Origin of the sequence: Sporosarcina sp. resist, from assembly GCF_014302295.1 — a bacterium.
GTDB classification, from domain to species: Bacteria; Bacillota; Bacilli; order Bacillales_A; family Planococcaceae; genus Sporosarcina; species Sporosarcina psychrophila.
The window spans coordinates 917,353-932,087 of sequence record NZ_CP060287.1 but is presented as its reverse complement, the minus strand read 5'-3'; the positions used below and the strand labels follow the sequence as shown (position 1 = coordinate 932,087).

General features: G+C 37.9%; 13 protein-coding genes. 4 read left to right on the top strand and 9 right to left on the bottom strand.

What is annotated here, in order from left to right; genetic code table 11:
• Positions 1-171: 171 nt before the first annotated feature.
• The 3 genes from H7992_RS04615 to sstT form a co-directional block, all read right to left on the bottom strand.
• A complete protein-coding gene (locus H7992_RS04615; RefSeq protein ID WP_187046766.1) occupies positions 172-903 on the bottom strand; it encodes a class I SAM-dependent methyltransferase in 732 nt (243 codons plus the stop codon).
• A 567-nt stretch (positions 904-1,470) separates the two neighbouring features.
• Positions 1,471-2,391: an HNH endonuclease gene (locus H7992_RS04610; RefSeq protein ID WP_187046765.1), complete on the bottom strand. Its 921-nt coding sequence runs from the start codon at positions 2,389-2,391 to the stop codon at positions 1,471-1,473.
• 188 nt (positions 2,392-2,579) lie between these two features.
• Positions 2,580-3,812 carry a serine/threonine transporter SstT gene (gene sstT / locus H7992_RS04605; protein WP_187046764.1) on the bottom strand — a complete coding sequence of 411 codons (1,233 nt, stop codon included), beginning with the start codon at positions 3,810-3,812 and terminating at the stop codon, positions 2,580-2,582.
• 752 nt (positions 3,813-4,564) lie between these two features.
• Here sstT and H7992_RS04600 point away from each other — a divergent pair.
• From H7992_RS04600 to H7992_RS04590, 3 genes are all read left to right on the top strand, one after another.
• On the top strand, positions 4,565-4,999 hold the full coding sequence (locus tag H7992_RS04600; RefSeq protein WP_187046763.1) for an SMI1/KNR4 family protein: 435 nt from the start codon (positions 4,565-4,567) through the stop codon (positions 4,997-4,999).
• Between the two features lie 210 nt (positions 5,000-5,209).
• Positions 5,210-5,902 carry a hypothetical protein gene (locus H7992_RS04595; RefSeq protein WP_187046762.1) on the top strand — a complete coding sequence of 231 codons (693 nt, stop codon included), beginning with the start codon at positions 5,210-5,212 and terminating at the stop codon, positions 5,900-5,902.
• 224 nt (positions 5,903-6,126) lie between these two features.
• A complete protein-coding gene (locus H7992_RS04590; protein WP_187046761.1) occupies positions 6,127-6,537 on the top strand; it encodes a hypothetical protein in 411 nt (136 codons plus the stop codon).
• Between the two features lie 41 nt (positions 6,538-6,578).
• On the opposite strand, the gene H7992_RS04585 is transcribed toward H7992_RS04590, so the two are convergent.
• Together H7992_RS04585 and H7992_RS04580 are read right to left on the bottom strand one after the other, a co-directional pair.
• Positions 6,579-7,076, bottom strand: a complete 498-nt coding sequence (locus H7992_RS04585) for an LURP-one-related/scramblase family protein (RefSeq protein ID WP_187046760.1) — start codon at positions 7,074-7,076, stop codon at positions 6,579-6,581.
• 125 nt (positions 7,077-7,201) lie between these two features.
• A complete protein-coding gene (locus H7992_RS04580; RefSeq protein WP_187046759.1) occupies positions 7,202-7,837 on the bottom strand; it encodes a general stress protein in 636 nt (211 codons plus the stop codon).
• Positions 7,838-8,188: 351 nt separating this feature from the next.
• On the opposite strand from H7992_RS04580, the gene H7992_RS04575 reads away from it, so the two are divergent.
• Positions 8,189-10,573 carry a polyprenyl synthetase family protein gene (locus H7992_RS04575; RefSeq protein WP_187046758.1) on the top strand — a complete coding sequence of 795 codons (2,385 nt, stop codon included), beginning with the start codon at positions 8,189-8,191 and terminating at the stop codon, positions 10,571-10,573.
• Between the two features lie 537 nt (positions 10,574-11,110).
• Here the strand turns inward: H7992_RS04575 and H7992_RS04570 are convergent.
• From H7992_RS04570 to H7992_RS04555, 4 genes are all read right to left on the bottom strand, one after another.
• Complete coding sequence (locus H7992_RS04570) at positions 11,111-11,797, bottom strand: DUF4956 domain-containing protein (RefSeq protein WP_255428591.1); 687 nt, start codon at positions 11,795-11,797, stop codon at positions 11,111-11,113.
• On the bottom strand, positions 11,766-12,575 hold the full coding sequence (locus H7992_RS04565) for a polyphosphate polymerase domain-containing protein (RefSeq protein WP_187046757.1): 810 nt from the start codon (positions 12,573-12,575) through the stop codon (positions 11,766-11,768). Before H7992_RS04565 ends, H7992_RS04570 begins: the two co-directional genes overlap by 32 nt.
• Before the next feature lie 115 nt (positions 12,576-12,690).
• Complete coding sequence (locus H7992_RS04560; RefSeq protein ID WP_187046756.1) at positions 12,691-13,989, bottom strand: sensor histidine kinase; 1,299 nt, start codon at positions 13,987-13,989, stop codon at positions 12,691-12,693.
• On the bottom strand, positions 13,982-14,668 hold the full coding sequence (locus tag H7992_RS04555; protein ID WP_187046755.1) for a response regulator transcription factor: 687 nt from the start codon (positions 14,666-14,668) through the stop codon (positions 13,982-13,984). The genes H7992_RS04560 and H7992_RS04555 overlap by 8 nt, the downstream gene beginning before the upstream one ends.
• Positions 14,669-14,735 lie beyond the last annotated feature (67 nt).

The window sequence follows — 14,735 nt, the reverse complement described above, 5'->3', positions numbered from 1 at the left end:
TTTATATAATCAAACTTCGTATTAAATGAATAATCTTTTAAAAAACTATAAGTAGGTTTTCTTTTTATTCTTGTTCAACTAACCTGCCCAGTTAGTTGAATAAAAAAAAGCTTTACTCATTAATGAAGTAAAGCACCTGTTAGTTCAACATTCAGTATTAGGATATCTATTTTACTTCACACAAGAAAAAGCCAGTACAATAGGAATTCGTTGTCTTCTAAAAAATTCATCTTCACTACTAAAATGTTCACGCTTTGGTGTACCCTCGCGTAAATCTAGAACTGAAAATCCAGCTTGTTTAAGTGCTATAAAATAATTTTCGATTGTTCGATGATACTTAACCACTATTTGGTCAATCCAAGGCTCTTTTCTTTCCCCCTCATGGAAGTAGTCATCGACAATCCAATTACCGCGTTTATCTCCAGATTGCTTACTAGCAAAAGACGAAGTTGTAAGTGGATGCTGGATACTAAAAGCAAATCTCCCGTTTTCTTTAAGTGTTTTATGAACATCTCGAAACAGGCGATTAATGTCTGAAACATAATGGATTGCAAATCGAGATGTCACAAGATCAAATGCTTCTTTTGGATAATCATAAGATTCCATTGTTTCAAAGTGTATTGTCCCGTTTTGTTGAAGTATGTTAGAGCGTGCCACTTCCACCATTTGTTTCGAACCTTCTACTCCTGTGTAGTTTTTTGCTCCTAAATGTAAGAGTTCTTTTCCAAGCGATGCATCACCACACCCTAAATCTAAGACGCTACTATCTTGAAAAATCCCAATTAACTCATAGATAATTGGTCCTTCAATTGCATTATTTGGACTATCGTTTCTACTTCTTCTAATCATGTAATTTTTCAAAAAATCGGTTTGATCGTAGACGCTAGGTCCTTTAAATTCCATCGAAACGTCTCCCCTCTAAAACTTGAGATGTCGGGCGAATCATCGCCACATACACAAATTAATTTATTCTATCAGTTGTTTTCTAGAATTGACAATTAGCCAGTTATTTACTTTTCAATAAAATTTATATAAAAAATTTCGCTATAACGATTCCTTATTGAACTCACCTGCCGCGTTAGTTCCAGAAGAACAAAGAGCTGCATTTGGTTAGGATACGCTAACGTAGAATGGCATTATAATGCTCATAGTGTTTTTTCCAATAACGACCAAATTAACAGCTATCTATTCGATTTGTGGTGTACTTATATACACTTGTTCTTTTATTATTTCTCGGATATCGAAGGACTTTAAAAATCGTAAAGAACGCAAATAAATAAGAATGAAAGTTAATTTTTTTGTTCTTATCGGATATAGAAAAGTAAACAGTCTGCCGTTAAGGGACACGATTGTCGAACAATGTGCAGGCGCATTTTTACTAGCCAGATTCGAATCGTTCTTTAATAATTGGTTGTAAAGTTGGATGTGCAAAATGACGCCAAAAGTGACAGCCATAGCTTCTACACTATCTTATTTTTTAAATAGATTTTTTTTATGCCACTTGAAATAAGGCTTGTTCTCCTCAGTTCGGGCGATTTTCATTTTTGAATGCATACTGTACTTTTCATAATCCTCTTCCGAAATCTGTGATGAAATATGCAATCTACCTTGTCCATCGAATGCGATAAATCCATTCTCATAGAGCGCATCATGATTACAACATAGAAGGACACCATTATAAGGATCCACTCTTTCAAAACTCGTACCGTCTTTCCATGGCTTAGAGTAGCTTGCGCGAAGCAGTGCAGGTAACTCAATCTCACAAAGAACACATTTGTGATCCCAGAGTGGTAGTAAACCTTCCCTAAACTTTTGTTGCCCTAAACGAATCTTTGTTTTCAATTCCGATTCTGTTTCAGCAATCATGGGAATGAATGTGTTACGCTCTGTTTGAAGCACCGTACCAATTGCTAATTCGAGCTGCTCTTCATCTACTTGATAAATATTAAGGTCGCCAATTAATTCTATTAACTTTATTGCTAATTCCTCATTGCAAGGATATAAATACCCTTGATTACCATTTGCATCTGTTTGAAATGGTGAATACTTAATTGGCAGAAGCGGCAAAATGTCATCAAATTTCGAGAGTACATTCACAGGTACTTCAAGTTCATGATAGTCCAATTCCACTAAATACCCATCATCAATCAAACGTTCTTGATTTTGCATAGTTGACGGATTACTCGCTATCAAGCATCCTGTTTTAGCAACACTAATCGCCACAATATTTCCTTTTACATAATGAAATATGCGATCCCCTTCATTTACCTCTATCATTCGTAGCCGTGAATGACGTTCTTTCCCACTACTGTCTTGTTGCAGTGACCAAATGATTCCTAATTCTTTTTCTTCTTGATATGTCTGACCTTGCATCACAACGAAACTTTGCATGTATGGAACACTCCCTAAATCGCAATTCAACTAGCTCTATACTCATTATAGCTGTTTTTTTCCTTTAGGCTGCTTATTGTAGTTTCAAATTGACCTGAATGAGTAAAAAAATGATTTCTGCACAACCAAAAGCCACGATCGCCGAATCATCTTCGGTAATCGTGGCTTTTAATTTTTCATCGTAATTCTTAAGACTTCACAGTAACTACTTTACCCTCTTTACGTTCCTTAGCATATTCAGCTGTAGCTGTGAACAGTACGTCAGAAGATGAATTCAGTGCAGTTTCACAAGAATCTTGAACAACACCGATGATAAAGCCTACGCCAACCACTTGCATAGCAATATCATTTGGAACTCCAAATAAACTACACGCTAGCGGGATAAGCAAAAGTGATCCGCCTGCAACACCTGATGCACCTGCTGCAGACACAGCCGCAACAACAGTAAGAAGAAGTGCAGTCACAAAATCAACTTCAATCCCAAGCGTATGGACTGTTGCGAGAGTTAGTACAGCAATTGTAACGGCTGCACCTGCCATATTAATAGTAGCACCTAGAGGAATTGATACTGCATAAGTATCCTCATCTAAGCCAAGTTCTTCACATAACTTCATATTTACAGGAATATTTGCAGCTGAACTGCGTGTAAAGAATGCCGTGATACCACTGTCTTTTAAAACCTTGAAAACAATTGGATAAGGATTTCTGCGTATATAGACATATACGATTAACGGATTCACTACAAGTGCGATAAACAACATACATCCAACTAAAATTAAAACTAATTTACCGTATACAAGTAAAGCAGAAAAGCCAGTTGTTACAATAGCATCAAAAACAAGCCCCATAATACCAAGCGGTGCTAAATTGATCACCCATTGCACGACTTTAGTAATTGCATCTGAAAAACTACCTAACACGTCTTTTGTATTTTGATTGGCATTTTTCAATGCAAGTCCAAGAACAACTGCCCACATTAAAATACCTAAATAGTTAGCATTGAGTAATGCATTAACTGGATTCGCAACTATGTTAAAGAGTAATGTTTCAAGAACTTCAACAATACCTTCTGGTGGAGAAAGCCCTTCTGCTCCTGTTGTCAATGTTAGTGTAACCGGGAACATAAAACTCACAGCGACAGCGACAGCCCCTGCTAGGAGTGTACCAATCGCATAAAGCCCAAGAATCGCTTTCATATTCGTTTTCGTACCGCTTTTATGCACGGAAATTGCGTGCATCACTAAGAATAATACTAAGACTGGTGCCACTGCCTTTAATGCACCGACAAATAAAGAACCGAAAATGGATACCCAACTTGCTGCAGTAGGAACGATTAAAGCTAAAATAAGACCGGCAATAATACCAATAACTATCCTTTTTACTAGACTTATTTGATTCCATTTAACAAATAAATTTTTCATTATACTATCCTCCAGATTTTTCTTTAAACTCGTATTATAAAAAATGCACAATCACTTCTCCACGTTGAGGCAAAATGTACTTATTTCACCTTGAAGTAGACTGAAACTTTATTTTAACACATCCTTTTTAGAATTGTGCATTATATTAGAATACTTTTTGTGGTTTACTATTAAAATCGTTTGGGCGCTAGTCAAAGATTTTGGATCATATGGACAGTGTAGGTACATAATGAAAACAAAAAAACAACAATCACTGAATTTCCTTCAGTAATTATTGCTTTAAATCCCATAAATTACATTCAATTTCACGAATGTTTTTATGGATATGGTGGGAATTGGGCCCGCCTAGGACAGTAAAAAAGAAAGCCATTATAACTCTCAAAAATACGATTAATAACCAGATCAAATAATATTTCGAGTATCGAATCTTTGAAATCTCACCCACTTAACCTATTTAACGCTACTCTATGACATCTCATTCGATAAGAGCAATCTGTACAGGTTCTACGTGTAGTTCATCATAAATGATTCTAAGACACTTAAACCTGCTCGTCTCGTTGAAATAACAGGTAAACAAACTGGCTAGGCTTACTCACTTCCCTACACCAATATTTGTAAATAAGTTATACTGTATCATGAACTGATATGCCCGTTGTTCAACTAACGCGGCACGATAGTTCAACAAGGATAACATATGAACAGTGGTGAATTATTGAATGTTAGAAAACTTTAAAGGGGGCAGGGATTAAATTATGTGGAAGAATTACATTGAGAAAATATCGAAAGAATATCATTTCAAAGCCCCAGCAACCAATTCTGAAATAACTCTTATTAAAAAAGAATTAAATATTGAATTACCAAAAAAATTATTAGACCTATTAAATGAAACAAATGGAGTATTTGACAAATTTGATTGTCCTTTGATTTGGTCAACTGGAAAAATAATAGAAGACAACTTGTTTTTTAGAAATTTTGATGATTATAAAGATATTTATATGCCATTTGATAATTTAATGTTTTTTTCTGATGGGGGAAATGGGGATTTGTTCGGTTTTGCCATATTAAATGGGAGTATTCAAAAAGAGGACATATATGTATGGAATCATGAGGATGATAGCCGAACTTGGATTGCTTCTTCGTTAGAAGATTTTATAAAAGGTTGGATTACTTCCGAAATTTCTATATAAATAGGAGGTTTCGTTCTTAACCAAACGGGTGTTTTGCTTCAATTAGGGGTTAAGCACCCTTTTCTTATTCAACTAAAAGAGCAGAATAGTTCAATAAGTGGATTGGATTTATGTGGTGAAATTAATTATTCAACTTACATGGCAAGGTAGTTTAATAAGAAGGAGACAAGGTAGGATAGACTAATTACGATGAAAAGGGAGCCTATAATTATGGATCGAATTTATTTTGTAGACAATCCTTGGCCTAATGGTCATCGAATAATCAACTTTAAGTGGAGTGCACATTTCAAATATGAAGAAGAGGAAGTATTGAAAGAAAGAACGGGATTGTATTTCGATTTACATTTGGAAACTGCAGATTATTATGAGGAAGATTTAGATTTAGATGAGAATGACGATGAAGAAGTAGACGATTGGCACGCTAAGATTGTATGGAACAACTATCATAGTTGTACTATGTCATCTCAAGAATGGGATTATAAAGGTTTTCATGTAGGAAGTGATGAGGCACCATTTGACCTAGAGACACTAGATGGGAAGGCATATGAAATTGACTTCCTATCCAAGGATGAACAGGAAAACTTGAATCTAGATTTGACTGCATTTGATGTTTATTTGCTCGGTCACGATGCGACAGCCTATCATATTATTAAGTTTACTAAGGAAGAAGGCCAGTCTTATCAAATTGATTGGAAAGGTAAGTTGGCGATGGCTTATACAGGTGATTACGAGTTCAGATATGATTTTCATGCATTAATTTCTTCTACGTCATTTAGCGGTATTACTATTCCTGATGAAATAACGGATTATAGGGCCTATGAGCTTCTAGAGCGCTTCGTTAGTAAACCAACATTATTTGAATTGCAGAATGACAATGGTAAGAGAAAATTTATATTTAAATAACAATATGACTTGAATATTTATGGGATGTTACGTTTTATAAAGGCTTTTCGTTGCTATTAGGCAGTATTAGCAAAGGGGATCGATAGTAGCTCAAAGGTGAAGCGATTGAGCTTATCCGGTCGTCTGCTGTTACGGTCAATCTATCTCGTTGAATATCTTCTTTTTATTTACCTTGCCGTAGTTTTTGTAAATAAGAAAGTCACAGTTTAATAGGGGTGTAATTTATGTTAAGAAAATGGATTTTATTAATTGGTGGAGCTGCATTAACTTCTTTAATACTTAGTTTGTTTTTTGTTAATAGGGCTAGTGAAGATCCCATGCTCGCTAGAAAGATTTTAGAGCAGGCGGAAAGTGGTACAACAGAAATCTCACTGTCTACTTTAACTGATTTTGACTGGGAGAAGGCATCAGTCTATGGACCATATACAACAGTAGATGTCATAGAAGAATCATTGAATGTTGAATTTAAGGGTAGTATCAATGGAATTGATTTTAGAGAAGATATTTTTCTACTCGTATTTGCTAAGGGAAACCATGCTATAAAAACGGTGGTACTTTCAAGAAAAGTAGGTAATTATTACGAAAAGAACGGTATGCTGACACCAAAGAATGATCTATTAATTATTAAAAAATAGCTGATATTGACACTTTACTGGTCTGGTCTGGTCTGGTCTGGTCACGCCCCACCCCCAGCCGCCGTAGCAGACTGGGCTGCTTTTGCGCAGTCAATCGCCACAACAAGCGACACGAGAAGTGGTTCCATCTCATCCTCTACAATTATCAACTGGTAGCTATCGCCCCATGTGAACCACTTTTTGCTGACAGCACCAATCAGTTCCTCATTTCGGTATACTTCGAAATCCATATCCCACCAATTCCCCTGTACTTCTATCCCTGCCGCGTCAATTGAATACCGTGCTTTTAAAAAAGAAAATTCCTTCTTTATCGTTACCATTTCTTGGCCATGTACTTCGACAAAAAAAGTCGGTAGAAAACTAAACGTTTTTTTCGTGATCATCGCCACTTCTTGACAAGCCACATCCATAATCGAAAACGTCTTCGGTATTTGCATAAAGCTTCCTTCTACGAAATACACTTCATTCTCTTCTTGATCCTTCACCGAAAACTTGCCGCTCAAACTAAATACCTTTTGCTTAATATACAACTGTCTCATGTAATCCCCCCTGTACTAGAAACCCCTTTTCAGTAAAACCCGTTCTCTCTACTACGTATCGGATGACAATGCGTTTCACTTTCTCCATAAATATATGGGGAAAACATATAGTCTTGCTACTCTACTCAAGCCCGCATCCGTGCCAACACCCGCTCCCCCGCCCTAGCATGTCCTAAATGATTCGGATATGCGACAACTTTGTTACGGTGGAAGTATAATATATTCGCAGCATCCATTTCATCGAAATGAAAAAGCTTCGGCATTAAATGGGAGGCATTGGTCATTCGTTTTGGCGTCTCTCGGAACATGTCCTGATGGAGTGCGTGCGCTTCCAAAACATTCGCACTGTAATAAAATGCGAATAGTTCTGGCTCTCTAGTTTCAATGACGTACAGCTTAATCTTGCCAATACTTAACTGATTTCGTGCAACCATTTTCGAAATTGCCTCGTCGTCATAGTCGATGGCATCCAGTAATTCGGAATCTTCCTCCACTTTCACTTCCCCCTCGGCAATTGCCCAAAAAGTCCGATGGGCCAACTGAAACAGGTCTTGTACAGTTGCGATATTTATTTCTAATAGGCCCGGCATATCTGTTTCTTTATTATAGTAATTGTAACGGTATAAAAAACCGATCACATCCGCATCATTTCTCACAATGTAAATATCATTATCAGAATACCCCTGTGTTTTTAACTCGTCGATCTTATTCAAAACCTCAGTTTCATTTTGGAATGTGCCTACAAACTTTTTGTAAGCCATATCAATTTGCCTCCTAAGATTTTTATTATTTTACGCTTACCATGACCATGGTTCCATCAAAAGCCGGGAGTTGTTCAACAAAAATTCAGTAATATATCATCATGAAAAGCCCCCAGCTGAAATATTCAATAAAAAAGTGTTAGTGTTGGATAGAGAAATTGAGTAAGGAGCAATGGTAAATCGTAGGGTTGTTAGAGGCTGTGTATAGCTTTCTTATGATGAAAATGTTATTTTGAATAAAATAAATTTAGTTTTTGTGAAAAGTTTGGGATAGTGTTTAGATTATTAACATTGATTTGATCAATATTGCATACATATATATGAAAACTTAAAGTAGAGGTATTGATTAGTATGAATGAGAAGTTACTAAAAAATGCCGATGCATGCTATCGGTTGGCTGAGCAGGAGGCTGCTCATTATTTTAAATCACTTTCTGAACAGCTCGTGCAAAACATGGTTGCCCCTGTTTTGATAAAAGATATACAGTCTTGGAAACAGAACCATATTCATCCTTTCCCGTTATTATCTATTTTTTCGCGTGGAAAGGGAAAAACTGGTTCAGAAGGGTATCACACTTATATCCAATGGCTGGATTACACAGGTAAACTAGATAATTATTTGGATCGGAGCATTTCCTATATTTACATGCGAGATTTGGGTAAAGCCTTGGACTCACCTGACACACAGACCAGGGTTCAACGTACAGTTGATAGTTTAAAAAATCACCTAATTGATTCCAATCCGAAAAACCCTGGAAGTAAATTGGAGATGTTTACTATGGCTGGGATGTATCGGCTTGCCCAGAAGGAAGGCGTTGAATCCACCATGATCTGGGTGATGGATAAATTAAAGACTGTATCATCCCATATTCCAGAGGGGATGGATGCTGAGGAAGCCAAGCGGAAACTTATCAAAATCATAGCCGGGGTCATCCTGCATGTGGTTGAAGAGATGGACGCTGAGATTACGCCTGAAGAACGTACCCGGAAGCTCGAAGAAGCGATTAGGCTGGGGTATTCCTATGGTCTGACGTATCCATTCATTGACGACCTTCTGGATGCCGGTGTTTTATCAAATCAAGAGAAAAAACGATATTCCGATTTAATACGGTCCACACTTATCACAGGATCTGTTCCTGAATTGGATCAGTGGACTGGAAAAAACGCGGAATTCATCAGATTTGCCCATTCGGAACTCCGAGATGCCTTTGAGTATATTAAGAGCCTTCAACGACCAGAGACAAGAAATAGTTTTTTCGAGCAGTCTTATGTGTTTTTCAATTCCCAGGAAGTGGATCGTGTAAAGGATCTATCCAATGCCAATTACACCAATGAAGAACTTTATATACCTGTCATTTTAAAATCCTCTTCTTCACGTTTGATTACCCGTTCAGTCATAAGTGCTCCTGAGGATGAGGGCTTCCATAACCGAACATTTTTATATGGCATTTACAACCAGCTAGCGGATGATTTTGCGGATATGTTTGATGACTTAAATGAAGAAAGAGTAACACCCTATACCTATTATTTGAAATATCACGATAAGCGCTCGGACCTCATAAATCCCTTTGAATTGTACTGGACAGTCATCTATAATTTGATCCATAATGTCTATCGCTCTGATAGCAAGACGCGTGAGGTGATACTCGATCGTGCCATAAACGGGCTGAAACGATTTAAAAAACGAATGGGCACTAATAAATACAACGAAGTTATGAAGTTATTTGCTTCGGGAAATCCTACATTCAACAAAGTCCTCCAACGTATGGTTCGAAAAGCGGATGATGTGGATTTCTTTGATAAACTGCTTCGAGATCATATGATTACGAATCTGAAAAGTGAACGGAAAGAGCAGGAAGCCTTTTTAGATACAATCGAAACTGTACGTGACCAGATCAACGACGTATTATCTATTTCCGAAATAGGAAATACCTCTTCGATGAGTGAACCGATAATCGATGCGGCAAATTACAGTCTGAAAAGTGATGGAAAGCGACTAAGGCCAATCATGACTTGGGTCATGGGTGTGAACGAATATGGATTGGATAAGTCATCAATCGTCCCGCTTCTGAGATCATTGGAATATATGCATACGGCATCCCTCATTTTTGATGATATGCCATCCCAAGATAATGCGCCCAAGCGTAGAGGGCGTCCAACCTTACATCAGGTGTATGACGTTGCCACAGCTGAATTAACTGGACTTTTCCTGACCCAAAAAGCGGTTGAAGAACAAACATCTCTTGACCAGTACGATCCAAAAACGGTGCTACGCTTGATTCGATATTCGTCCCAAATTGTAGGGGATATGTGTAGAGGACAGGCGATGGACTTGGATTCCAGAGGGAAACAATTGACGCTGGAACAATTGAATACGATGTGCTTTTATAAGACCGGAATCGCATTTGAAGCTTCTCTTATAATGCCTGCAATTCTGGCCCATGCAACGGAGTTGGAAATGGAAGCTTTGAAAAGATTCTCCCGTCATGCCGGCATTGCATTTCAGATTAAGGATGATCTGCTTGATGTGGAAGGAGATCAGAACGTACTCGGGAAACCCATTGGAAAAGATGCTGAAAACAACAATACGACATTTGTATCAATCCTAGGTGCTATCGGTGCCAGAAAAGCGATGTGGGAACATTATTGTTTTGCAATGGAAACGTTACAAGAAATACCACGTAATACGACTTTTTTGAAGCATTTATTGAATTATCTCGTGAACCGAGACCGTTGAGTTTGTTGGTTTCCAACAAACTCTTCGAAGTCTTCAACCAAAGCCCTGAGCTGTCCAACGAACTCAGCCGAGTGTCCTACCAACAACGAGGTTTCCATCAAACTCTTCGAAGTCTACAACCAAAGCCCTGAGCTGTCCAACGAACTTGGCAAAGTGTCCTACCAAAGCTTCAAAGAGCCCTACTAACAACGAGGTTTCCAACAAACTCTTCGAAATCTACAACCAAAGCCCAGAGCTATCCAACGAACTCGGCCAAGTGTCCTACCAAAGCTTCAAAGTGTCCTACTAACAACGAGGTTTCCAACAAACTCTTCGAAGTCTACAACCAAAGCCCATAGCTGTCCAACGAACTCGGCAAAGTGTCCAACCAAAGCTTCCAAGTCTTTAACATGGAGGGGGAGAATTGTCCCTTAAGGTTTTGATCATTACCTGCTGTGGCCAAACTATAAACATTAAAGTACAGCAAGAAAAAAAAGCCGTCTCCTCGATTTTTAAAAATCGTAGTAGACGGCTTTTTTCATAATTCGGTCTTACAGTTCAGTCTCGCATCTCAAGATAAGATAGGGATACTTTCAAATTCGCGTTGCGTACACGAATTTCATTCAGCAAGTCCTGATCTTTTGTATCGGTCTTGCTTCGGATGGCAAATGTATAGAGAATCATCGTCCCCAAGTTCGTTGTTTCAACTTGTCGAAGTTGGAAGTATTCGGTTTTTTCATTCAAGATATCGTCGAATAAATTTTCGTGATTTAGATTTTCAGGGACAGTTACTTTAAGGATTTGCATATCTTTCCCTTTTCCATAGTCCACTTTGTATAGTATATAGAAAATCAGACTGGAGAATAACGTCAATGCAATGGCCAGAGGGAATTGAAACAGTCCTGCTGTCATCCCGACACATAATCCGAAAAAGATGTAGGCGATATCCTTGGCGTTCGTCACGGCACTTCGGAAGCGGATGAGGGAGAATACGGCGAATAAACCAAACGCCACACCGGCATTTCCGCTTACTACGTTCATAACAACTGACACGACAACACTCATCATAATGATTGTATGGACGAACGCTTGTGAATAGCGCTCTCCTGTAAATGTAATTTGATACACTTTCGTAATGATTAAACTGAGGACCGCAGCAAGTGCCATCGCGGTAATACTCATCCACATGGTCGGAGTGGCTCCCTCCAATCCATTAGATGAAAACAAGTTCGTGATCTGATCCATTTTCTATTCCTCCTGTTAGTTGTTTTTCCAATTCTTTCGGTTCAAAGTATCCTACCTGCGGTAATACATCTCCACTCAGCAGTTCCATACTGGTACAAAACTTTGATGCACTGCGCTGCTCACACTGAAGCTCCTGTAAAATACGTGTTAGCCAAAGCGGCACACTGTGATCGACTTTCACTTCTAACACGACGAGATCTGGATCGATGAAATGCGTTCCGTACGAACCATTCTCGATATGCAGATCTTCTTTACGGCAACGTAAGTCGAAATCGAAGGTAATTCGCAGTTCTGAATCATGAATACCGTGCAATGCGTGACGGCTATACGATACGACCATTTCGGGACGTAACTGATAGAACTTACGGAAGTAATCAATTTCCTTCATGACTTGCGAATTGGACGTTTTGTAGTGATCCAAGCCCGCTTGACCGTCTTCCTCTAAATAGCGATACGCCTCCCCTAGCGGCAAAAGCATCCGTCTTTTATTGACGACTTTCTTATGTTTCTGCTTCACTTCAAAAAATGCCACGCTTTTAAGATTTGCATCGTCGTATACGCGTAAACGTAATTTCTGGCGGTATTTTAGTTTGTTTTTGGTCTCAAAATAAATGCCTTTCTCCGCATTGTCAAAGTACAGGCTAGTGACTGAATATTTTCCATCGACGCCATTCTTATCATTTCGCATCTCTGGTCCAATCCGTTCCACAAGTTCTTCGTATTGGCGGCGAGTGATTAAATACTTTTGCTCTTTCCGACTGAAGATTTCGATCGCCATATCTATCTACTCCTTTTTGCTGTCGCTCTATGAACTAAATACTAAAAGAAGAACCTTAAACAAACCTTAAAACAATTTAACAACACAAAAAAAGAGATCACGATGATGTGATCTCTTACTTTGGAAGTTTGACTATAAAAGTGGTTCCTTTATTCTGGTTACTTATCACATGAATCGTTCCATTGTGCATCGATACGATCCACTGGGCGATGGACAATCCTAAGCCCATGCCTCCAGTTTCCCTAGTTCGGGCTTTGTCTTCTCGGTAAAAGCGATCGAAAATATATTGGATATTTTCTTCTTTGATCCCGATCCCCGTATCGCTCACTTCAATTACAACTTTCTGATCCTCGCCATATGTTTTCACACGAATACTATCGTTTTCGCTCGTATATTTTAAAGCATTGTCCACTAAAATTACTATCAGTTGATGCAGCCGAGTTTCATCTGCTTCTATAGTAAAAGGGCTTTGACAATTTAGTGAAAAATGCTTATCCTGCGACTCAGCAATTTCCTTATAAGGCGTACATACGCTTCGGATGAATGTATCGATATGAATGGATTGCTTCATAATCTGTGTTTCTGCCGAATCTGCTCTTGCCAAGGTCAATAAATCCGAAGTGAGTTTGGACAAACGCCTTGTTTCAGACAAGCTTAGGGCTATATTTTCAAACCTATCTGAAATTCTTTCTTGCGGTGCTGTTAGGAGAAGCTCCAGCTTATTTTGAATAATCGTCAAAGGCGTCCTGAGTTCATGTGAAGCATTTTCAACAAACTCCGCCTGCTTATTCCAAGAATGAATAATTGGTTTCATCATCTTTTTAGATAAGATGAAACTTGCAGAAATAGAGAGGACGATGAAGATGACCGACCAGATAATGAACAGTTTCTCAAAGTTGGAAATGATGGTTTGTTCAGCATCCACGTTGATCATCAGTTGTGTATAGGCAATTTCATCCTCATCATTATGGTATTCAAAAAGAATATATCTAAAGTGATACAGTTCACTGATTTTCGTCATTGTAATTTTGTCCATAGTTGTTTTATCCAGCTTATAATCGGTTAGATAGTTTTCATAAAATAAGGTTCCGATTTCATTTTCATTACGTATATTTCCTGCGTTATCCCAATGCATGACAATCACCCTGGGATTTGGTGCATTTTTCCGTCTTTCTTCATCCGGCACAGGCTGATCTAAGTCTCCATCTTTAAGAGGCAGCCGTAACCCCTTTGGATTGTTATCTATCATCATTTCTTTAAATGATAACAGTTCCTCGTCTGTCTTCGAAAATAATGTATTTTGAACTTGGCCGAAAATGATAATACTAAAGATCGTGAAAATCACAGTAAAAGCAATCAAGTTGAAAATCATAAATTTTAGCTGCTGTTTCTTGAAAATTAGTTTATTAAACATTCCCTTCACCATGGTCTTCCAGCATATAACCTAGCCCACGGAAGGTTTTGATGTATTGATCATAACCAAACTTCTTGAGACTTTTTCGTAAATTACTGGCGTACACCTCTACAACTGTTGTAGAAGTATCAGACTCAAATCCCCAAATTCGATCAAAAATCTGTTCCTTAGTCAAAATAGCGTTTTTATTGTTCATCAAATACTCCAGTAAATCAAATTGTTTTCCATTCAATTTAAGTGTTTTCCCATTAATTTCCACAGTTTTATTTTTGATATTCAAATGTAGTTCCTTAAAAGTTAGAATATTTTCCTTTAATAAACCTCCTGATCTCCTTATCATTGCCTCTAGCCGAACTAATAGTTCTTCTCGATGGAAAGGTTTCACTAAATAGTCGTCTGCTCCCATTTTAAAACCCTTAATCTTGTCATCAATTCCATCTTTGGCTGTCAGCATAATGACAGGAGTCGTGATATTTTGCTTTCTCAAATTTTCTAATACCTCATAACCGTTCATATACGGAAGCATAATATCTAAAATAATTACATCAAAAATATTTTGCTGTGCAAGAAACAGTCCTTCCTCTCCATCGAAAGCCTGCTCGGTATCGAACATTTCCTTTGTTGTTTCACATATTGATTCAGAGAGATACTTGTCATCTTCAATGATTAGTAATTTCATATAGTGCCCCCCTTGTATCATTTATCAACGTTTTAACTTAATTCAACAGAAGTCCCCCACTTCTATA